Raw genomic sequence first — 20,412 nt, 5'->3', positions numbered from 1 at the left:
ATATGGCAAAAAAGAAAATTTTTCCGATTAACGCTCCGGTCAGTATCCGGTCAGAATCCGTTCAGAGCTATTTGCTATGATTCATGTAGGATGCTGATATCAATAAGGCGGAGGGGAATTTATGGCACTGCAATATTCCTTAATGTTTGAGGAGCGGTCATTGACACAGTCGATGGTGACAAAGGTTTTTAAGCAACTGGGTTTTGTGACCGAGCAACTGGTTCCGCTTGCGGGTGGTTTTCGGGTGGATGAGTTTAATGAAAGAATCGGGTTTTCGATGACGGTTATCGATACGCTCGATATGTCATTTGGATGGGATTCCGACTATTTGGAAGACGAATTTATGTACCAGCAGCATGTGAGCTTTAAGCTGTACAATTCGTACGATACAGAGCCGGAGGCTTGCGAATTGATGCTCCAAATGGTGTTCAGCCTACTTGATATGGCGGGCTCGGATGCCCTCCTGACATTCAGTGATTCAGAAATTTTTTATCGGAAAAATAACGCCTTCTACGTCAATAATGATTTTGGCTTCTGGAAGCATGATAGCGTGAAAGCTGTTATTGGTACGATGGAGTACCAGCCGTTTAGAGCTGTGGTGCATATATAAGCTGTTCAATTAAGTTTGAATTATTATAATAGAAGAAAGACGATTGCCCCTTCTAAAAAAGGAGAGGCAATCGTCTTTTTCTTCATTAAAGACTCAGTACCTACAACGTCTTCGCAATATCGACCAGCGATTGCGACATGTCATTAATTTCATCCATGGAGGCGTTGACTTGCTCGGTTAGGGCAGCCTGCGTCTGCGTTAAGCTGGCCATGTTGTGAATGTGCTGGAGAATTTCCTCGATATAATCCTTCATCGTGTTCAAGCTGTTTTCGATATTGACCGTTGCATCGGCGCTGTGGACGGCAAGCTTGCGCACTTCATTGGCGACGACGGAGAACCCTTGGCCGAGCTCTCCGGCACGCGCTGCCTCAATCGCAGCATTGAGGCCCAATAGATTCGTCTGATTTGCGATTTCTTTAATAAAATTAGAAATGTTTTTCGTCTCATCAGCACTATTTTTGGCATGATTGGCTGCTTCGGTCGATTGCTCTTGGGCAACGGCGAGCTCCTGCGCCTGGGTCGTTACATTGTTAATGCCTTTGACCATATCCATAATTGATTGCGAAAGCTGCTCGGTTTTCTCATTCAACAGCTTGACGACATCATCTTTATTTTTCTCATATGTAATATCCCGAATCGTGCCGGCAACGCGAAGCGGAACGCCTTTGGAGTCCCGGATCGTTTCGCCGCCTGCATGGAACCAGCGATATTCGCCATTTTTTAACTTTAGGCGATAGTCCAGGTCATATGGCGTTTTACCACTGTAATCGTTCATATGGTCCGCAAATCCTTTAATTGTCCGTTCCGCATCATCAGGATGAAGCCTGCTGCTCCAGCTGCTGAATACGTTAGGGAAATCACTTTCGTCTTGAAAGCCGAGCGTTTTGCGGAATTGGGGCGACCACCAAAATTCATTATTTGGATTAACCACGTCGCCAGCTACAACCGTCATATCCCATGGGGCTTCGACTAGGGCACGGTTAATCAGATCGTAGCGCGTAACGAGAGCCGCTGTTTCCTGATCCTTCATTTTCTTGTCATGGATATCGAATAAAGCGCCAGCTACGCGGAGCGGAACACCCTTCGAGTCTCTTACCGTCGTGCCCGTTGCACGGAACCAGCGATATTGACCATTTTTCAGCAGCAAACGGTATTCCAAATCGTAAGGGACTGTCCCCGTTCGATCGTTCAAGTGGTCGGCAAAGGCAGCAAGTACCCAATCATGATCATCTTTGTGCAGCTTGGACGACCAGCTGTCCAGTATATTCGGAAAATCAGCTTCATTCTGATAGCCTAGCATTTTGCGCAGCGCATCGCTCCAAATAAACGTGTTTTTCGGATTGACCGGATCTCCGGCAATGACCTGCATATCCCATAGTCCAACTTGGATAGCCTCCGTTACAAGCTGTAAACGAAGCTCCGCATCTGCGGCCTGCTGGGTCACCATCTGAAGGGCGGCATTAAAATGCTGTACAATGGCTTTCGTTGCGTCTGAATGGACAGCAGGCAGGGCAAATGGAGAAAAATCATGCTGTGAAAATAGCTCGGAGCGTTTTTTGGCTTCTTCTAGCAAGGCTGTCATGGCCTTAGATTGAGCATCCTTGAGAAACATAAGGTTGTCCCCCTTTTCATTTGCGAAACTTTTTTATAAAGTCCCAGGTTAACTCCACGATAACACTTAAAATGCTATATTTCTACAGCGTTCGACAAACTTTCATAGGTTTAAATTGCGTCTTTTTTCCTAAACGGCAAAAACGAATGATAACCGTCCGCTAGACGGCACTTTGAAGGGAGAATGACCGCTGCTAAACTCATAGATTATGATTCAAAGAAAAGCCTTTCAATGGTAATATAGGAGTAATTAGTAGATTAATTTGGGAGGATTTCGGCCTATGAGGTTTGGGCAATCGATTAAAACGAAGCTGATCATCGGCTTTATGGGCGTTATGCTCCCTATTGTCGTATACATGCTCATCAACAATATGTATGCGAAAACAATTGTGCGGGAGAAGGTTTCGGAGACTTATCGCAATACGCTCGATATTTTTGGCGGGCAGATGGATCATAACTTGGAAGAGATCAATGAATATTTGTACCAGATGTCGGTGCTGGATTCCGATGTTGGCCTCCTCACCTCGTTTCCGATGGACAGCGACTGGTATATGCTCACCAAGGTGCAGATCGATTCTAAGCTGAACCGGGACGTTGGCGTGTACAGCCTACTGGACAGCATTTTCGTCTATCACGATCATGACATCATATTTGGCACAGACAATGCGGTGTATGAGGATGCGCGGCAAATCATTAAGCAAAATATGGTGCAGTTGACGAAGGGAGGACAAGCGCTACTCAATGATCCCGAAACGTGGGAGGTCAAATACGACGAACGTATTCCCGGGCATTATTTTCTCATTAACTTTATTGAGGTCAGAGATGGGCTTTACGTCGGCGGCATCATTCGGGTGATGGATTTGGAGCGGCTGCTGGCGATTCAATGGAGCGATGGCGACATCGGGAACAACGGCATTTATTTGCGTGAAGGCGATCAGTCCGCCCAGGCACTGACGGAGCAAGCGCCGCGGCTTCTGAATGGGCAACTGGCTCCTGGGGAGGAGTCGCTCAATTCGGTCGTCGATCCCGATACGAAGCAATCGTATTTGGTGTTGAACCGCAACAGCAGCTTGGCGAATATCTCCTATAGGGTGCTGGTTCCAGAGCAGACGCTGCTGAAAAGCCTCATTTTTTTCCAAAATGCAGCTTTGCTTGCGCCGTTTGGCTTTCTGCTGCTGCTGGGCATTTATTTGCTGTTTATGCGAAATATGCTGTTTAAGCCGCTGCGCGAGCTCATGCTCGGAATGAAAAAAATCGCCATCGGCCAGCTCGATGTCCGCCTTGCGGCGAAGCAGTCGGGGCAATCGCTGGAGTTCGCTTTTCTCGGCAACACCTTCAACAAAATGGCGGAGCAAATTACGACGCTCAAAATCGACGTTTACGAGGAGCAGCTGCGCGTCAAGCAGGGGGAGCTGCGGCAGCTTCAAGCGCAAATCAACCCGCATTTTTATATGAACAGCCTGAACATTGTTTATAATTTAGCGGCGCTTGGCGATACGGAATCGGTGAAAAAAATGTCCCTGCATCTTGCCGATTATTTCCGCTTTATTATGCGGTCAAACCGCGACATGATTTTGCTCAGCGAGGAGCTGGATCATATCGACAATTACATTACGATTCAGAAAATGCGCTTCCCGGACAAGCTGCAATTTACATATGACGTGCCGGAATTTGTGAGAAACTACAAGGTCGCGGCGCTGACGGTGCAGCCTTTTGTGGAAAATGCCATTATTCATGGGTTCAAAAACCGCCGCAAGCCATTCATCATACATATTGGGGTGGAGGCGCAAAAGGATGGCGGATTTTATTTGACGATTACCGATAACGGAACGGGCTTCTCGGAGCCGGTGCTGGACAAGCTGCAGCGCAAAATTCCGCTTATCGAAGGCGAGACGAGCAGGCTCGGCATTATGAATGTCATCCATCGGCTGCAATTAATTTATAGCGAACGGGCAGCCATTACGTTCAAAAATGTAGAAGAAGGCGGCGCTGCCGTTACCATTCGATTCCCGGTAGGGGAAGAGGAGCTAATTTCGAATGTATAATTTGCTAGTAGTAGATGATGAGGATATTGCCGTTCGCGGCATAGTGCAGGGCATTAATTGGTCGGATGTGCCGATAGGTCAGCTGTTTACCGCCTGCGATGCGGAGGAAGCCAAAGAAGTGCTGCTGCAGGAGAAGGTGCACATCGTGCTGTCGGATATTGATATGCCTGATTTGAACGGCATTCAGCTATTGGAGTGGGTCAATGAGCATTCCCCATCCTCCGTCACCGTGTTTTTGACAGGCCATGCCGATTTCAAATACGCGCAGCAGGCGGTGCAACTGGATTGCTTCGATTATTTGCTGAAGCCGGTCGATCATGAGGTGCTGAAAACCTGCATTCATAACGCGATTGAGAAGGTTGTGGAGCTGGAGGAGCTTGAAGAAATCCGCAGCACCTACAGCCATTATTATGAGCAGTGGAACAAGCAGCGGCCAGCACTTATTGAGCGTTTTTGGCAGGATATGCTGCATTACCGGGTTTCGGCTGCCCCTGTGCATCTGGATTCTTCGATGGAAACGTACGGCATACCGCTGCGTGCGGATAGTGAAATACGTGCGGTGCTGATCAGCATCGAGCATTGGCGAGAGGAATGGTCGGCGCGCGATGAGGAAATTATGACCTACGGGGTGAAAAATGCCGCGGCCGAGCTCGTGCTGGGCGGCAAGCCCGGGCATATTGTGCACGACGGAAACGGCATTTTGTACGCTCTCTTCTATAGTAATGAGGAGGACGAGCAGGCGATTGCTGCTCGCTGCAAAAATTTCATCCAGCAGGCACGGGGCTTGCTGCATTGCCAGCTGTCTTGCTATATCGGCGCCGCGACGGTGGCCCAGCAGCTTCGCGGCAGCGTGCAGCGGCTGCTTGATCTGGAGCGCAGCAATGTAAATGCGGCCTGCGCCGTTATACACGAAAGCAGCCATAGCATTCAGACTTCGAGCGTATCGACAGCTTCACAGCCGCTGCCCTTCACCGATTGGGCGATGCTGCTTGCACCGGGCAAGCGAGCGGAACTGCTGCTGCGCATTGACGAGCATTTTGATCATTTGCAGCACAACAACGGCGATTATACGCAGCTGGCTTCGTTTTATTTCGGCTTTATGAATATGGTATTCCAGTGGCTAAGCAAGCAGGGGGTCGCTATAACCGACGTATTCGCAAAGCGCGAATGGGAGGCGGGCGAGCAAGTAATGAAGTCGCTGCCGCGCATGCGCAGCTGGACGCATCAAGTATGCATGCAGCTAACGGACTATGCCGGAACGGCGGGCAAGGACGTATCGCAGGTCGTAGCCAAGGTGCAGCGTTATATGGAGGAGCATTTGGATGAGCAGTTCAGCCGCGAGCATGCGGCGGAAGCCGTCTATTTGAATCCGGCGTATTTGTCCCGGCTGTTTCGACGGGAAACGGGGCATTCGCTGACAGATTATCTCGTCAGAATGCGCATCGCCCGCGCCCGGGAAGAGCTGGAGAAGACGAATACGAAAATCAGCGATATTGCGGTCATGATCGGCTATTCGAACTTTTCCCATTTTTCCAAGCTGTTTAAGAAAGAGACGGGTCTCACCCCGCAGGAATACCGCAAAAAGGTGCAGCATATTTAAATAAGTCATTATAGCGTTAATACAGTCACGGAGCCGATAGATGAGAGGCTCCGTTTTTCATTACAATTTAAACATAGAGAGGGATGGAGAAAGGATGAAAATATGACGCTCGCTACCAACATGAGAAGATATTGGATCTTCTATGTCATGATGGCTCCCGGAGTATTGTTTTTGATTTTCAACAACTATATTCCGATGCTAGGAACCGTCATCGCATTCAAAAACGTCAATTACACTGATGGGATCATTAATAGTCCTTGGGTCTGGTTCGACAATTTCAAGTATTTGTTTAAAACATCAGACGCCTGGATTATTACGAGAAACACGCTGCTTTACAACATTTCGTTCATTATTCTGAATATGATTGTGCCGGTCGCATTTGCGATTATGCTCAATGAGATGAAAAACAAGCTGATGGCTAAGTTTCATCAAGCCGTCATTTTCCTTGCTTATTTTTTATCGATGGTCGTAGTCAGCTATTTGGTATACGGATTCCTGCATGATACGCATGGCTTCGTCAATACCTCCATTATGAAATGGCTGGGACTAGAGCCGCTTCAATGGTATTTCGAGACGAAAATATGGCCGTTCCTGCTGCCAATTATTAATACGTGGAAAAATGTCGGCTATTACACCGTGCTTTATTTGGCGGCTATTATTGGCATTGACGACGAATATTACGAAGCGGCAACGATTGACGGCGCCAGCAAATGGCAGCAAATCAAAAGTGTGACGATTCCGCTGCTTATGCCAACTATTATCGTACTAACGCTGCTGCAAATTGGACGGGTATTTTATGCGGATTTCGGTTTGTTCTTCCAAGTGCCGCGCGAGTCGGGTCCTTTGTTCCCAGTAACGAACGTTATCGACACGTACGTTTACCGCACCTTTATTGCAATGGGCGATATTGGCTTATCGTCAGCAGCGGGGCTGTATCAATCATTGGTCGGCTTCATACTCGTATTCCTGTCGAACTGGTTCGTTCGCCGAGTCGACAAGGACAGCGCATTGTTTTAGAGTATGGATAAAAATGGGAGGAAACAAACCTTATGCAAACTGAAATGAGCAAATCGGGCTCGAACCCGTTCAACGCGATTTCGCCTACAGCGAACACGATCATCAACATTGGTTTTATGCTGTATACGATCGCTTGTCTGCTGCCGATTCTTCTGATCGTCATGGTATCGCTATCGAATGAGCAGGATGTGCTGACGAAAGGCTACAGCTTCATTCCAAGTCAAATCGATTTTACCGCTTATAAGTTTCTCTTTACCGATTGGCAGCAAATTTTGCGCTCTTACGGCGTTACGATTTTCGTAACGATTGCCGGTACCATTCTCAGCCTCATTATTATGGCGCTGTATGCGTATCCGATTTCGCGGACGGACTTTCCGCACCGCAAGTTTTTCACCTTCTTTATTTTCTTCACGATGCTGTTCAACGGCGGGCTGGTGCCTTGGTATCTTGTCTACGTGAACATGCTGAATCTGAGGGACAACATTTGGGCACTTGTGCTGCCGCTGCTCGTTTCTGCGTTTTTCGTGCTCGTCATTCGCACGTTTTTCCAGTCGACGATTCCAGTAGCCATTCTCGAAGCAGCCAAAATCGACGGAGCGAGCGAGATGCTGATTTTCTTCCGTATCGTCACGCCGCTTTCACTGCCCGTGCTGGCAACCGTTGCGCTTTTCAGCACCGTCAACTACTGGAACGATTGGTTCCTCAGCCTCGTCTTTATTACCGATGACAAGACGCTGAGCATCCAATATCTCATGTACAAAATGCTGCTCAACATTCAGTTTCTGGCGAGCAACAGCAACGCGGCATCGGCCATTGCCGCAGCGGGAGGCCAAGTCTCCTTCCCGAATGAAACGGTGCGTATGGCTATGGCGATTATGGGTATTGGACCGATCGTATTCGCTTATCCGTTCTTCCAGAAGTATTTTGTAAAGGGTTTGACCGTCGGCGCTGTAAAAGGCTGACGGCAGGCTCTGCCTGCTAAGGGCTGTTACCGGATCAATGCCGGTGCAAGCATAGATTTATCATTTTGGGGAGGTCAATGGGGATATGATTAGAACAAATAAGGGAGTGCTTGGCGTTACCACCACGATGCTCACTTTTGCTTTATTGCTGAATGCTTGTTCCGGCGGCAGTGGTGCGACGAATGGAAATGCTTCACCAAGCAATGCAGGGGAAGCAGCGGCAAGCCCAGCTGCATCCGAGGCGGCAACACCAGCTGACAATGGAGCTGCGGGCCTGGAGCCGTATACGATTAAACTCGTGTACACAGGAGCACCACAGGCAGATGAAGCGAAAGTGGAAGCGAAGCTGAATGAATATTTGAAGGATAAAATCAATGCTTCCATTGATTTAATGCCCATCGATTGGGGTCCGTGGGATGATAAAATCAATCTCATGATCGCTTCGCGCCAAAAGGTTGATATTATTTTCACCGCGCAATGGAATAAGCATGCCGTTAACGTTGCAAAAGGCGCATTCCTCGATTTGGGCGATCTGCTCAAGGAAAATGGCCAAGATATTTTGAAAACGCTTGATCCTGTATTTTTGGAAGGCGCGAAAATCAACGGCAAAAACTATGGCGTTCCAACGAATAAAGAGCTTGCGGCGCAAGGCGGCATCATTTACCGCAAAGACATTGCCGATGAGCTTGGCATCGATATGACGGCAGTAAAAACGATTGCTGATCTTGACAACGTATACAAAGTTGTAAAAGAGAAGCATCCGGAATTGACTCCGCTTTATTTGAAAGACGGCGAGACGTTCAACTCGCATTATTTCGGCAATTATGACGCGCTGGGCGATACGTCGATCCCGGGCATTATTTTGAAAGATGAAGATGGCACGACGGTTAAAGCGAACTATGATGTAGCGCGTTATGTCGATACGCTTAAGCTGACTCGCGACTATTTCAAAAAAGGCTACATTAACAGCGACGCAGCAACGAACCAAACGATGAACTACGATGCTATGAAAGCAGGCAATGTATTCTCGATGACTTCGTCGCTGAAGCCAGGCAAAGATAAAGAGCTTGAGAACCAGACAGGAATGACTGGCAAGCTTGCTCAGCTGGAACTGAACACGAAGACGATTGCGACTTCGGAAACAGCTGGCTCTATGCTAGGTATTTCTTCCACTTCGGAGGATCCTGCTCGCGCTATGATGTTCATCAATTTGCTTCACTCGGACAAATATGTCAACAATCTGCTTAACTTCGGTATCGAGAATGACCATTATACGAAGGTTAGCGATGAAGTGATTAAGTCCACTGATAATACGAAAAACTACAACCCAGGCGCAGCTTGGATGTTCGGCAGCCAGTTCCTGAACTATGTATGGGAAACTGAGGACCCGAACAAGTGGGAAAAATTCAGAGAGTTTAACCAAAATGCCAAAGTTTCTCCTGGCCTTGGCTTCGTCTTTGACGGCGAGTCTCTGAAAGCGGAGATCGGCGCAGTTGTCAACGTCGACAAACAGTATTTGACGGCACTCGAAACAGGTTCGGTCGATGTGGATAAAGTACTGCCGGAATATACAGCGAAGCTGAAATCCGCAGGCATTGAGAAAATCATTGCTGAGAAGCAAAGCCAGTTTGACAAGTTTTTAGCTAGCAAATAAAGGTGAAACGGCCGAAAGCCGTCCTCTGGCGGCGCGGCGCGTTTCAATCTGAGAAATATAGAGAAAGGATAGCGTTACGATATCCTTTCCTATATTTAAAAAAATACCGGTAGACAACGTAATTCAAGCGAGCGGGCAGCCTCCTCAGGTAGAGGGGGCTGCCCGCTTGTTTTCACATAAAAAACCGCACTAAGACTGCGGTACGGCATGCCTCCCCGACCAAGGTCTAGTGCAAAAACAGCCGCAGGTCCATTTTAGAAACATGCAAAACAACCTACAATAAGTACATAAGCAACACCGCAATAAACGAAGCAAATGAAACAAGCGAAACAAAGCAAGAAGTACAAGGAACTAACAAACGATTGGGTTTGCGGCATTTCACAATTCACAACACGGAAGGCGGTGACAAACAAATGGCAAATCAAAAACTGCTTGGTGTTATCCTAGCGATAGTAGGAAGCTTCATCGTTCTCAAATTTCTCGGCGTACATCTTGGTGGATTAATCGGCTTCCTGTTCCCTTTCATTCTGATCGGCCTAGGTGTTCTTGGCTGGAGCAACAATAAGAAATGGATCGGCGGCATTCTCATAACGATCGGTGCACTCGGTGTTTTCTCAAAATTTTCAGGCTTGATCCTGCTGGTCTTGGCTGTTGGACTCGTCGTTTACGGCGTTTCGCTTCTGAAAAAAAGCAGCTATCGCGGTTACTAATCAAATATAGATGGAGATTAAGGAGGGAAGCCAATGAGCATTATGCGTAGAGTTCGCGACATCACGGTCGCCACACTAAATGAACGATTGGAAAAAGCAGAGGACCCCGTTAAGCTGATTGACCAGTTTCTCTGGTCGACAAGGGAAGATATTTTGCAGGCGGAACGCTTGTATGAGCAATATACAGGGCACACCAACCACTTGAAGATCCAATGGCTGCAAGCTGAGCAGCAGAAGGAAAAGCGTGAACAGCAAGCGATGACTGCCTTGAAGGCAGGCGAGGAGCAGCTGGCAAGGCTGGCGCTTCACGAGAAGGCAAGCAGCGAGGAGCGCGCAGCGCAATACCGCGATTTGTACGAGCAAAGCAGGTTGAATACGCTCGGCCTTGAAGAACAGCTTCGTGAAATGCGCAGTGAATACCAATCGGTTTATGATAGACGTGAATATTATGCAGCAAGAATGGAATCGCTAAGGTTGCAGCAGCGAATGAATGCAAGGTTTAGCGGAATTGGCGAGCAAGGCGCACAGCCGGGCAGCATGTTCAGAAGGCTCGAAGACAGCATCAGCAACATGGAGCTGGAAGCGAAGAGCCTGCATGATTTGCGCCGGATGGGCAGAGAGTTCGCTACTGAAGCAGGCCATTCGATTCAATCGGCAATCGAGCAAGAGTTGGAGCAGCTCAAAAGGAAGCTGCAGAAGGAGGGCTGATTGATTTGAAGAAACTATACCGTTCGTCACGAGACAGCAAACTATTCGGCTTATGCGGCGGGATTGCCGAAGCCTACAATATAGATGCAACACTGCTCAGAATTTTACTCATCGTAGTGACCATATTCTCGAGCGGAATCGTTATTTTTATCTACTTACTGGCTGGTCTGGTCGTTCCGAAAGAGCCGCCTTATTATAACAATGGCGGGTTTGGAAATGGATTCGGCAACGGTTACGGCAATGGCGGTCAAGGATCGCAAGGCAATGGCTACGGTTATGGCAGCGGCGGTGCTGGTGGAAACCAAAACTTCGGTTCGCAATTCCAAGGCTCGTTCACCAAAGGGCCACAGCAGCAATGGAACGGTCAAACTGGGCAGACGCCACCAAACCCATCCTCGTCGCAATTTGACAGCATGTTTGAGGATTTGGAGAAAAAGGCACTTCGTAAAGAAATCGATGAGTTACGCGCAAAATTAGCCAAACACGAGAAGGGAGAGTTATAATTATGGGAATCTTCAAAAGAATGAAAGATATGACGAAAGCATCGGTGAATGAGGTATTGGACAAAATGGAGGATCCGGTTGTGATGCTCAATCAGTACCTGCGTGACATGGAAGCGGAAATTCATTCGGCAGAGGTTACAGTAGCGAAGCAAATCGCCAACGAGCGCCGTATGAAGCAGCGTTTGGAGGAAGCTGTTCGCAGCACGGCTGACCGTGAGTCGAAAGCAGAAGCGGCAATCCGCAATGATCAAGAGCAGCTTGCCCGCAAATTGCTGGAAGAAAAATTGTTCTTCGATCAAAAAGTAATTGAGTACACGGATCTGTATGCTCAATCCAAATCGCAAGCAGAGGAGCTGACTCAGCAGCTGCATGCGCTGAAAGACGAGTTTTATCAGCTTCGCAACAAACGCAATGAGCTGGCATCCCGTGCTCAAGTCGCAAAAGCGCAAAAGCATATTGCTCAATTGACAACTACGAATACAATTGACAAAGGTACAGCTTCCAGAGGCTTCAACCGTATGGAAGAGAAAATTTTGCAAATGGAAGCGGAAGCGGATGTATTGCGCACACCGTATTCCTACAGCGGTACGGCTGCACCATTTAATGCAGTAGAAGCCGAAAAACAGCTTAAAGTGGATGAGCAGCTGGATGCGCTCAAAAACAAGCTGAAGCTCGATAAAGCACCACAGGAATAATACAACCCGCAGGATGAGAAGAGAGCGGACCGGGCAACCGGTCTGCTCCTTCTTGCTTGTCGTTTAAGGAGTGAGCAGGTTGGCCGAAGAGAAGCCCTTGCAAGGAGATCAGCCTATTGCGCCGCAGCAACAGGATCAAAGGCCGCCGTTACCATACCCAGGCCATCATCAACAGAAGCTGGGCGGCCAGCGCAATGGGCGGGATGCAGCCAATCGGCGCAAAAACTTAACGGAGTCGCTCCTATGGCTTCTTATTATACTTAGCCTCGCAGTCATTATGCTGCAAGGCATCGGTTATGTGAATTTATTTACGCTGCAGGCGAAATGGGCGGTTATTGGGCTCGCGATTACTGGAGCAGCAATGGCACTTGTTGCTTTGAACAATTATTTGCAAAATTCGAAGCTGCGTGAGGTCATTAAGCGGTTGACCGAGCAGCAGCGCAAACGCAGCTATCCGGTGACGATTGATTCGGCGGAGCATGATGAACACTCGGAAAGCATACAACGGGAAGAGCAGGATGATGTATGGACGGAGAAGGTTAAATTTTCTGCAGTTATTGAAGAACGCCAGCGGCTTGCGCGCGAGCTTCATGATGCGGTCAGCCAGCAGTTATTCGCAATTTCGATGACGGCGACGGCGGTCAGCCGGACGATTGAGCGCGATTGGGAACGGGCGCGCCGGCAGGTGCAGCTGATTGAAGAGATGGCCTCCGTGGCCCAGTCGGAGATGAGAGCGCTGCTGCTCCATTTGCGGCCTGTACACCTCGATGGGAAAAATCTCGCTCAAGCACTGACGCTGCTTGTTGGTGAGCTTAAGGAAAAAGTGCCGATGACGATTGATTTGTCGTTGGATGATTCCATAACGATGAAGCCAGCGGCGGAGGATCATTTGTTCCGCATTGCGCAGGAGGCATTGTCCAATACACTTAGACATGCCAAAGCGGATACAATGAACATAAAGCTTTATCGGGAGGATGGAGCCGTATGCATGCTGCTGCAAGATAGCGGTGTGGGCTTTGATCTGGAGCAGAAGAAGAAAACCTCCTATGGCTTGCTCACGATGGAGGAGCGGGTTAATGAGCTGCGCGGCAAGCTGTATATGTCATCACGCCCTGGGGAGGGCACACTGATTCATATTACGGTGCCGCTGGATATAAATGGGTAAACAGTGAAAAGGACGAAAGTGGGGGAGCCGTGTGGAGTCGATGGAACAATTAGCTGCACCCGTAAAAGTGCTGCTGGTAGATGATCACGAGATGGTGAGAATCGGCCTTGCTGCCGTATTGGATACGGAAGAAGGCATAGAAGTAGTCGGAGAAGCAAGCAACGGGTATGACGGTATTCGTATGGCCCAATCGTATAAGCCGGATGTTGTGCTGATGGATTTGGTGATGGATGGCATGGATGGCGTGGAGACAACAGCGAAGCTGCTGGAATTGTACCCGGATTGCAAGGTCATCGTTCTGACGAGCTATCTCGATGACAGCAAGCTGTATCCGGTCATTGAAGCGGGTGCGTTCAGTTATTTATTGAAAACATCTAGAGCAAACGAAATAGCGGATGCGATCCGTGCGGCCGCACGCGGGCAATCGGTACTGGAATCGCAAGTAGCGGCCAAGATGATGAGCCGCATGCGCCAGCCTAAGCAGCCCGTCGTAGCTCCGCTGCATGATGATTTGACCGACCGCGAGATGGATGTGCTGAAGCGGGTCGCACAGGGGATGTCGAATCAGGAAATCGCGGATGAGCTGTTCATTGGGGTGAAAACCGTGAAGTTTCATATTACGAACATTTTCAATAAGCTTAACGTAGATGACCGGACACAGGCTGCCATATACGCACATAAGCAAGGAATTGCCGAATAGGAGGCAATTTCCTTGCTTATTTTTTTGAAAGTTATTGGTTAGCCTTCATCGTTCAGCAGCAGGCCGCTTGGGGGAAGCGGATAATGCATTTTCATCGAGCTGTAGTAAGTGGCGTATGGCTGCGTACGCTCGGCACTATTTTTCAAGAGATCGGTTGTCCGGATTTCGTCGCCGCCGAGCGACAAGGCCTGCAGCAGCGTCGTCATTAGCCCGTAGGGGCCTAGAAGCTGGCGATACAAATGCTGGCCTGACAGCGGGTACTCGCGGTAGATGGAAGCGGCAATGGCAGGACGCAGCATCCAGCGGCTTGTGATGTCGTCCCGTATAAAGCCAACCAGCTCCGCCGCATGATGGTTCATGGCCTGCTGCGCACGATCCCACAGCGATGGCTTAATGTAGCGGGCTACCTGTACAAAAGCTTGCTGCAGGCGATTCATGACGCCCGTCAGCTTCGTCAGCTGTTCGACAAGGCAGCGCTCGTTGAAATCATTGCGGATTTTGAGTGCAATGACTTGCACCTCTTTGTGGGCTTGTCTATATTGTTCGAGCCAGACGGCCGCATGGCCGGCAGCTTCGCGATAAGGATCATTCCAGTCAAAATCATGCTCGGGAGGCCGTTGAAACTCCATGTCCCTGTAGGGATAACTGGCATAAGGCGTGATGCGCTGTATAGGCTCGAAGATGGCTCTCCGGTTCGTACGTTCGATAGGGCGGATGGACATTTCAATAACCTCCTTCAATCGGTTTCCTGTAGTTAGCATAAAGGATGACAGCTGCAAATACTGCTGAAAATCGCTGTCGAAAGCTGGCTTATTAAATGAGCAGGAACAAAAAGGCAATTAGGGCAAGGTCAATAGCGAACGCGCCGCCATACGGCCAGTTATACCCCGGGTAATTATAATAGTAGGGATCATAAGGATAAGCTTGGGTTTGAGCGACTTTTTCTTTGGCTGTTTTGCTTGCTTTGCTTGCTTTGCCTGCTTTGCCTTTGTTTTTGCCTTTGGCCTTATCGGCTTTAGGGGATTCGGCTTCGGCCAGCATCTGTGCGCCCGGTTGTTCATTTAGCGTAAGCTTGCCGCCTCGGCAGTGGCTTAACACGCCGAAATGCCTTGCGCCGTCATGGGTCACAATGCAAACGGGCATTCCGCAAAAACGCGATATGACGCCTTCTTCAAGCGGATAAATTTGTTCCATATACGAGTAACCTCCTATTGGGCTTTATGCTTTTGCAAGCAGTATATTCACCTACAGGCGGATGTGTATGGATGTTTACCCAGATGAGCGAAGAAAGCAGCCTATCTACAGTAAATTCACCTTTTTCTGCCTAATTCAAACAGCAATCGCGTTTTTAAATAAGCGGCAAGCGGAAATGTAAGGCTAGAGGCTCAAAGGAACACAAGCAAAAATAAATATATTGCTCCTGTTCTTTCATGGAATTTCATGTAAAATGGAAGCGTTATCCATGATTTGGAAGGCTATGTAGACCAAGGAGGCTGATGTGTTCGATGGCAAAGCTGAACAGGTACACGGAACCGGATAAAATAAAACGGCGCAGCCGAATCGGCGTGCTGGCAGCAGCAATGGTATTGCTTTTTGGCGCGGTATGGGCGCTCGTTAATCAGGACAAGCTGACAACGCAGGGGAAAGCGGAGGGCAGCTTGCTTCAGCATGACGTTAAGCAAATGTGGAGCTGGAGCGATGGGCTGCTGAAGTCCGGGGCGCCCGGAGCAGGCTGGACGCTGCGCTGGTATGCGAGCGGAGAGGCGGCTAAACTGCGGGAGCAGCTGTTTCCACGCTACGAGGGCGATGCGGAAGGGGAGCTGAGCACGCTGCTGCCGGAAGTAGGCGGCAAGCTGTCTATGAGCGTGACGGCGTCAGCCGGGGAAGGGAAACAGCAGATGCTGCTGCTTTTTTCCACCGAATCAAGCAAACAAGCGGATCAGCATAAGCTGCTTTCAGCTATAGATCATATCGAGTCTGCTATGAGAAGGACAAATATTTCTTATGATGGAGGAATAACCATCAGAGGCTTGACAGAATATAATAATGTTGCAGAGAGGCTTGCGCAGCTTGCAGCCGCTGAACAGGTGGAGCGGTATGATGATGCCGGGACGGTGAGCGAAAGCTTTTTTACTGGAGGGCTTAAAGCTTCTGTAAAGACTGGCGGCAAGGAGGCGAATATGCAGGTTGCCGTGCATAAAGGAACGGATACGGGACAGCTGGAGGTCGTCATTGGAATCCCGCTGATTTCGGGAGATTACAGCGCTTCGCAATAGATGAAATATTGTGATGGAATCAGGAGAAATAACGATCGTTATTAGTTTTTTTTATGGTGGATTGCGTAGCAGTTTCAGGATTAATATGTTAAACTACATACCATGCAAAGACGTATAAAAATTCATAGGAAAGAATGAGGAATATGGAGCAAAATACGAATCCCGAAACGCTATCGCCGCAAGGCGCCGTATATTATTTGTTTGGAGCAACAGGCGATTTAGCTAAGCGCAAATTGTTCCCTGCCCTGTTCAGCTTATATAAAGAAGGAAAATTGTCTGAAAAATTTGCAGTCGTAGGCCTTGCCCGCAGACCTCGCACGAACGAGCAGTTCCGTTCGGACGTTTATGATTCCATTGTGGAATTTTGCCGTTACAAGGCGGATGATGCCGAGCTATGGAATCGTTTTGCCGAGCATTTCGAATATATGTCGCTGGATATTAACACGGTGGACGGCTTCCGCGAGCTGAGCAAGCTTTCGGAGCAGCTGGAAGCGAAATTTGATATTCCAGGCAACCGCTTATTCTACTTAGCACTTGCGCCTGCGCTGTTCGGACCGGTGTCCTTCAACCTGCGCGACGGCGGGCTGCTTGAGTGCAAAGGCTGGAGCCGCGTCGTTATTGAGAAGCCTTTCGGCTACGATCTTCCATCCGCACAAAAGCTGAATGACCAGCTGAGCCAAGTGTTCAAGGAAGAGGAAATTTTCCGCATTGACCACTACTTGGGTAAAGAAATGGTGCAAAATATTCAGGTTATCCGTTTTGCTAATGCATTTTTTGAGCCGTTGTGGAATAATAATCATATCGCCAATGTGCAAATTACGCTGTCGGAAACGGTTGGCGTAGAGGATCGCGGCGGTTATTATGACAAATCCGGTGCATTAAGAGACATGGGCCAAAACCATATGCTCCAAATGCTCACGATGATTGCAATGGAGCCGCCTAGCCGTCTGCATGGCGAAGATATTCGCGATGAGAAGGTGAAAGTGCTGCGCTCGCTGCGCAACTACAAATCCAGCGATGAGGTTCGCAAAAACGTCGTTCGCGCCCAATACAGCGAAGGCTCGGCTCGCGGCAAGGAATTGGCCGGTTATCGCCAAGAGGATTCCGTTAATCCGGAATCGACGACGGAAACGTATTTCGCTGCTAAAGTAGCGGTAGACAACTTCCGTTGGGCTGGCGTTCCGTTCTATATCCGTACAGGCAAACGCCTGCCGGTGAAGACGACTGAGGTTGTTATTGAATTCAAGTCGATGCCGCAAAACGTTTTGTTCGCGCAGCGTCATGATCTTGCGCCGAATTTGCTCGTCATTCGGGTTAACCCGATGGAGGGCATTTATATTAAAGTCAATGCCAAGACACCTGGTGCCGACAATTCGGTACAGCCCGTGGCTATGGAATTTTGCCAAAGCTGCCAAATCGGCTTGAATACGCCGGAAGCGTATGAGCGTCTGATCCACGATGCGGTGCGCGGCGATTCCACTTACTTCACCCGTTGGGATGAAGTAGCGCAGGCATGGGAGTTTGTTGACAAAATCGCTCAAGCATGGGGCGAGGACAAAAAGGATCTTGGGTCTTATTCTGCTGGCTCATGGGGTCCGGAAGCGGCAGATAAGCTGCTTGCAGAGGATGGCTTCCACTGGTGGCCGGTCAATGGACAGGACGAAGACAAAGTGATCTGGATTACGAACAGCGGCAAGTAAGCAGCTGCGAGGAAATTAGCGGTACTTTATTTCTTCGCAGTCTCCAAGCAGCAGGCTGGGCGTCAATTTCGCATAATTTCAAATGAAGATATTCCACAGCGCACCGCCTTTAGGCCGTGCGCTGTATGAATGAAGGGAAGGCAAGCAATGAGCAAAACGCTAAGCAATGAATTGCAGCTGGAAGTCGATAAGCGCCGCACCTTTGCGATTATCTCTCACCCGGATGCGGGAAAAACGACGCTAACCGAGAAGCTCCTCCTGTTCGGAGGAGCTATTCGTCTGGCAGGCTCCGTTAAGGCGCGGAAAGCAAGCCGCCATGCGACCTCCGACTGGATGGAAATTGAGAAGCAGCGTGGAATCTCCGTTACTTCCAGCGTCATGCAATTCGATTACGACGGCCATCGGGTCAACATTTTGGATACGCCTGGCCACCAGGATTTCAGTGAGGATACGTACCGGACGCTGACAGCAGCGGATAGCGCGGTCATGCTGATTGACGTTGCCAAAGGTGTCGAGGCCCAGACGATCAAGCTGTTCCAAGTTTGCCGTAAACGCGGCATTCCGATTTTTACCTTCATCAACAAGCTGGACCGTGAAGGACAAAGTCCGTTTGAACTGATGGAGGAGCTGGAGCGTGTGCTTGGCATCCGTTCGGTTCCAATGAACTGGCCGATTGGCATGGGCCGCGAGCTTTGCGGCGTTTATGACCGGATGAAAAACCAGGTCGAGCTGTTCCAAGGCAATGACCACAGCACGATTGAAGTTCGGAAAACGGATGATTACAACGATCCGATTATTCGCGAGATGGCAGGCGACTATTTGCATGATCAACTCGTGCAGGATCTTGAGCTTCTTGATGTAGCAGGCGATCAATTCGATATCGAGAAAGTACGCGCTGGCGAGCTGACACCGATTTTCTTCGGCAGTGCGGTTAACAATTTCGGCGTCCAAACGTTTCTGGATAACTTCCTTGAGCTGGCGCCAAAACCGACAGAGCGCATGAGCAAATCCGGCCCGGTTGAACCGACGAATGAGAAGTTTTCGGGCTATGTCTTTAAAATTCAAGCGAATATGAACCCGGCCCACCGCGACCGGATTGCCTTTTTGCGCATTTGCTCCGGGCGCTTTGAGCGTGGGATGAGCGTTCGCCATGTCCGTGCGGGCAAAGATATTAAACTGGCGCAGCCGCAGCAGTTTTTGGCGCAGGATCGCGACATAGTGGAGACGGCTTATCCGGGCGATATTATCGGCTTGTTCGATCCGGGCATTTTCCGGATTGGCGATTCGCTGTCGCAAAACTCGGAAGTCATATTTGATGAGCTGCCGACGTTCTCACCAGAGATTTTTGCTAAAGTAACGGTTAAAAATGCCTTGAAGCATAAGCAGTATCAAAAAGGCGTTGACCAGCTGACGGAGGAAGGCACGATTCAGGTGTTCCGTTCGGTTGGCGGCTTTGATGAAACGATTTTGGGCGTCGTTGGGCACTTGCAGTTTGAGGTGTTCGAATATCGGATGCGTGCGGAGTATGGCGTCGAAATCCAGTTGCACCGCATGACGTTCCAGTTTGCACGCTGGATTGTAGATGACAAAATCGATCCGGCGAAATTCCGGATTAACTCCACGCTCGTTCAAGATAAGAAGGGCAATTATGTCGTCTTGTTCGAGAATGAATATGCGATGAGGACGGCGATGGACAAAAATCCTACGTCGAAATTTCTAGAAACAGCGCCTTAATCGCGCTGGAAACGCCAGGGCAGGCAAGCGGCTCTGGCGTTTTTTTTTGAAAGATAAGCATTTATAAGTTTCTCCCTTATTAATGGCTTATATTTCTCGGACTGAAACGCGCTGCACCGCCAAAGGACGGCGACAGCCGTTTCACCTTGTGGAAAAGCATTGTCAAACCTAGTCGAATTGGAATACAATAGGAGAGTATATGAGAAGGAAGCTTGTATTTGTTTTCCTTGCATGGTGACGATTGCATCGAAGTGGGGGGTTGAAGGAAAATGAGCAATGTAAAAACGTTATTGTTGATTACAGGAATTTTTGAAATTATTATAGGAGTCCCAGTTATGGGCGGCCTGATTGTAATGGGTCTTTCTTATATTCCGTTAGTTGTAATGCTGGCTCTGCATATTGTGACCTTGGTGCTGGCTTCGCAGCATAATGCCGATAAGCATGGCAGCATTTTGGGTATTGTGACGTCCGTTATTGCGGTTATTCCGATTGTGGGCATGATCATGCATTTAATTACAGGCGTTTTGCTCCTTGTTAGTGCGTCAAAGGCAGATCGCAACCAGTCGTATTCGCCACCTCCGCCGCCGTCAAGCTTCTAAGGAAGTCATTGTAAGCAGCGGTTGAGAACAGCAAAGAAGCAAACAGCAAAGAGCAGGGCAGGCCTTCCGGGGTTCAGCACTGCTCTTTGCTGTTTATGCTTTTATTTTTAGTATTGACGAGCT

Annotated in this window: 19 protein-coding genes; 16 read left to right on the top strand and 3 right to left on the bottom strand. The window is 49.0% G+C overall.

What is annotated here, in order from left to right:
- Positions 1-121 precede the first annotated feature (121 nt).
- Positions 122-610, top strand: coding sequence for a SitI3 family protein (locus AC50X8_RS10225; protein ID WP_494879624.1), 489 nt, complete (start codon positions 122-124; stop codon positions 608-610).
- 100 nt (positions 611-710) lie between these two features.
- Here the strand turns inward: AC50X8_RS10225 and AC50X8_RS10220 are convergent, their stop codons facing one another.
- Positions 711-2,222: a methyl-accepting chemotaxis protein gene (locus tag AC50X8_RS10220; protein ID WP_494879623.1), complete on the bottom strand. Its 1,512-nt coding sequence runs from the start codon at positions 2,220-2,222 to the stop codon at positions 711-713.
- 280 nt (positions 2,223-2,502) lie between these two features.
- On the opposite strand from AC50X8_RS10220, the gene AC50X8_RS10215 reads away from it, so the two are divergent.
- The 11 genes from AC50X8_RS10215 (at position 2,503) to AC50X8_RS10165 (ending at position 13,980) form a co-directional block, all read left to right on the top strand.
- The gene (locus AC50X8_RS10215; RefSeq protein WP_494879622.1) at positions 2,503-4,266 is read left to right on the top strand and encodes a sensor histidine kinase; all 1,764 of its coding nucleotides are present in this window, start codon (positions 2,503-2,505) and stop codon (positions 4,264-4,266) included.
- The gene (locus tag AC50X8_RS10210) at positions 4,259-5,866 is read left to right on the top strand and encodes a helix-turn-helix domain-containing protein (RefSeq protein WP_056040977.1); all 1,608 of its coding nucleotides are present in this window, start codon (positions 4,259-4,261) and stop codon (positions 5,864-5,866) included. The genes AC50X8_RS10215 and AC50X8_RS10210 overlap by 8 nt, the downstream gene beginning before the upstream one ends.
- A 120-nt stretch (positions 5,867-5,986) precedes the next feature.
- Positions 5,987-6,883 (top strand): ABC transporter permease, encoded by an 897-nt coding sequence (locus AC50X8_RS10205; protein ID WP_494879620.1) that lies wholly within the window; start codon positions 5,987-5,989, stop codon positions 6,881-6,883.
- 32 nt (positions 6,884-6,915) lie between these two features.
- Complete coding sequence (locus AC50X8_RS10200) at positions 6,916-7,845, top strand: carbohydrate ABC transporter permease (protein ID WP_056040981.1); 930 nt, start codon at positions 6,916-6,918, stop codon at positions 7,843-7,845.
- Between the two features lie 85 nt (positions 7,846-7,930).
- Positions 7,931-9,499, top strand: a complete 1,569-nt coding sequence (locus tag AC50X8_RS10195) for an ABC transporter substrate-binding protein (RefSeq protein WP_494879619.1) — start codon at positions 7,931-7,933, stop codon at positions 9,497-9,499.
- Positions 9,500-9,912: 413 nt separating this feature from the next.
- Complete coding sequence (locus AC50X8_RS10190; RefSeq protein ID WP_056040985.1) at positions 9,913-10,209, top strand: LiaF transmembrane domain-containing protein; 297 nt, start codon at positions 9,913-9,915, stop codon at positions 10,207-10,209.
- A 33-nt stretch (positions 10,210-10,242) separates the two neighbouring features.
- On the top strand, positions 10,243-10,917 hold the full coding sequence (locus AC50X8_RS10185; protein ID WP_046232873.1) for a PspA/IM30 family protein: 675 nt from the start codon (positions 10,243-10,245) through the stop codon (positions 10,915-10,917).
- A gap of 5 nt (positions 10,918-10,922) precedes the next feature.
- On the top strand, positions 10,923-11,420 hold the full coding sequence (locus AC50X8_RS10180; RefSeq protein ID WP_063892659.1) for a PspC domain-containing protein: 498 nt from the start codon (positions 10,923-10,925) through the stop codon (positions 11,418-11,420).
- 2 nt (positions 11,421-11,422) lie between these two features.
- On the top strand, positions 11,423-12,115 hold the full coding sequence (locus tag AC50X8_RS10175) for a PspA/IM30 family protein (RefSeq protein ID WP_056040988.1): 693 nt from the start codon (positions 11,423-11,425) through the stop codon (positions 12,113-12,115).
- 79 nt (positions 12,116-12,194) lie between these two features.
- Positions 12,195-13,280: a sensor histidine kinase gene (locus AC50X8_RS10170; protein WP_494879618.1), complete on the top strand. Its 1,086-nt coding sequence runs from the start codon at positions 12,195-12,197 to the stop codon at positions 13,278-13,280.
- Between the two features lie 40 nt (positions 13,281-13,320).
- Complete coding sequence (locus tag AC50X8_RS10165) at positions 13,321-13,980, top strand: response regulator (protein ID WP_056040989.1); 660 nt, start codon at positions 13,321-13,323, stop codon at positions 13,978-13,980.
- Between the two features lie 38 nt (positions 13,981-14,018).
- Here AC50X8_RS10165 and AC50X8_RS10160 read toward each other — a convergent pair whose 3' ends face one another.
- Together AC50X8_RS10160 and AC50X8_RS10155 are read right to left on the bottom strand one after the other, a co-directional pair.
- Positions 14,019-14,702: a hypothetical protein gene (locus tag AC50X8_RS10160; RefSeq protein WP_099518984.1), complete on the bottom strand. Its 684-nt coding sequence runs from the start codon at positions 14,700-14,702 to the stop codon at positions 14,019-14,021.
- A gap of 91 nt (positions 14,703-14,793) precedes the next feature.
- Positions 14,794-15,174, bottom strand: coding sequence for a hypothetical protein (locus AC50X8_RS10155; protein WP_494879614.1), 381 nt, complete (start codon positions 15,172-15,174; stop codon positions 14,794-14,796).
- 311 nt (positions 15,175-15,485) lie between these two features.
- On the opposite strand from AC50X8_RS10155, the gene AC50X8_RS10150 reads away from it, so the two are divergent.
- From AC50X8_RS10150 to AC50X8_RS10135, 4 genes are all read left to right on the top strand, one after another.
- Complete coding sequence (locus AC50X8_RS10150) at positions 15,486-16,256, top strand: YwmB family TATA-box binding protein (protein WP_056040994.1); 771 nt, start codon at positions 15,486-15,488, stop codon at positions 16,254-16,256.
- Between the two features lie 143 nt (positions 16,257-16,399).
- Entirely contained in the window at positions 16,400-17,956 is a 1,557-nt protein-coding gene (gene zwf, locus AC50X8_RS10145; protein WP_056040996.1) for a glucose-6-phosphate dehydrogenase, read from the top strand.
- A gap of 147 nt (positions 17,957-18,103) precedes the next feature.
- Positions 18,104-19,690, top strand: a complete 1,587-nt coding sequence (locus AC50X8_RS10140; RefSeq protein WP_056040997.1) for a peptide chain release factor 3 — start codon at positions 18,104-18,106, stop codon at positions 19,688-19,690.
- A 269-nt stretch (positions 19,691-19,959) separates the two neighbouring features.
- Positions 19,960-20,289, top strand: coding sequence for a hypothetical protein (locus AC50X8_RS10135; RefSeq protein ID WP_056040999.1), 330 nt, complete (start codon positions 19,960-19,962; stop codon positions 20,287-20,289).
- Positions 20,290-20,412: the final 123 nt, after the last annotated feature.

The sequence above is a fragment of the Paenibacillus sp. JT22N15 genome (genome assembly GCF_059383755.1).
The sequence above is the reverse complement of the archived record's forward strand: the minus strand, read 5'-3'. Positions and strand labels throughout refer to the sequence as shown.

Excerpts from the sequence above, each read along its gene's own strand:
- AC50X8_RS10225 (WP_494879624.1), top strand. The coding sequence starts at position 122 with ATGGCACTGCAATATTCCTTAATGTTTGAGGAGCGGTCATTGACACAG.
- AC50X8_RS10220 (WP_494879623.1), bottom strand. The coding sequence starts at position 2,222 with ATGTTTCTCAAGGATGCTCAATCTAAGGCCATGACAGCCTTGCTAGAA.
- AC50X8_RS10215 (WP_494879622.1), top strand. The coding sequence starts at position 2,503 with ATGAGGTTTGGGCAATCGATTAAAACGAAGCTGATCATCGGCTTTATG.
- AC50X8_RS10210 (WP_056040977.1), top strand. The coding sequence starts at position 4,259 with ATGTATAATTTGCTAGTAGTAGATGATGAGGATATTGCCGTTCGCGGC.
- AC50X8_RS10205 (WP_494879620.1), top strand. The coding sequence starts at position 5,987 with ATGAGAAGATATTGGATCTTCTATGTCATGATGGCTCCCGGAGTATTG.
- AC50X8_RS10200 (WP_056040981.1), top strand. The coding sequence starts at position 6,916 with ATGCAAACTGAAATGAGCAAATCGGGCTCGAACCCGTTCAACGCGATT.
- AC50X8_RS10195 (WP_494879619.1), top strand. The coding sequence starts at position 7,931 with ATGATTAGAACAAATAAGGGAGTGCTTGGCGTTACCACCACGATGCTC.
- AC50X8_RS10190 (WP_056040985.1), top strand. The coding sequence starts at position 9,913 with ATGGCAAATCAAAAACTGCTTGGTGTTATCCTAGCGATAGTAGGAAGC.
- AC50X8_RS10185 (WP_046232873.1), top strand. The coding sequence starts at position 10,243 with ATGAGCATTATGCGTAGAGTTCGCGACATCACGGTCGCCACACTAAAT.
- AC50X8_RS10175 (WP_056040988.1), top strand. The coding sequence starts at position 11,423 with ATGGGAATCTTCAAAAGAATGAAAGATATGACGAAAGCATCGGTGAAT.
- AC50X8_RS10165 (WP_056040989.1), top strand. The coding sequence starts at position 13,321 with ATGGAACAATTAGCTGCACCCGTAAAAGTGCTGCTGGTAGATGATCAC.
- AC50X8_RS10160 (WP_099518984.1), bottom strand. The coding sequence starts at position 14,702 with ATGTCCATCCGCCCTATCGAACGTACGAACCGGAGAGCCATCTTCGAG.
- AC50X8_RS10155 (WP_494879614.1), bottom strand. The coding sequence starts at position 15,174 with ATGGAACAAATTTATCCGCTTGAAGAAGGCGTCATATCGCGTTTTTGC.
- AC50X8_RS10150 (WP_056040994.1), top strand. The coding sequence starts at position 15,486 with ATGGCAAAGCTGAACAGGTACACGGAACCGGATAAAATAAAACGGCGC.
- zwf (WP_056040996.1), top strand. The coding sequence starts at position 16,400 with ATGGAGCAAAATACGAATCCCGAAACGCTATCGCCGCAAGGCGCCGTA.
- AC50X8_RS10140 (WP_056040997.1), top strand. The coding sequence starts at position 18,104 with ATGAGCAAAACGCTAAGCAATGAATTGCAGCTGGAAGTCGATAAGCGC.
- AC50X8_RS10135 (WP_056040999.1), top strand. The coding sequence starts at position 19,960 with ATGAGCAATGTAAAAACGTTATTGTTGATTACAGGAATTTTTGAAATT.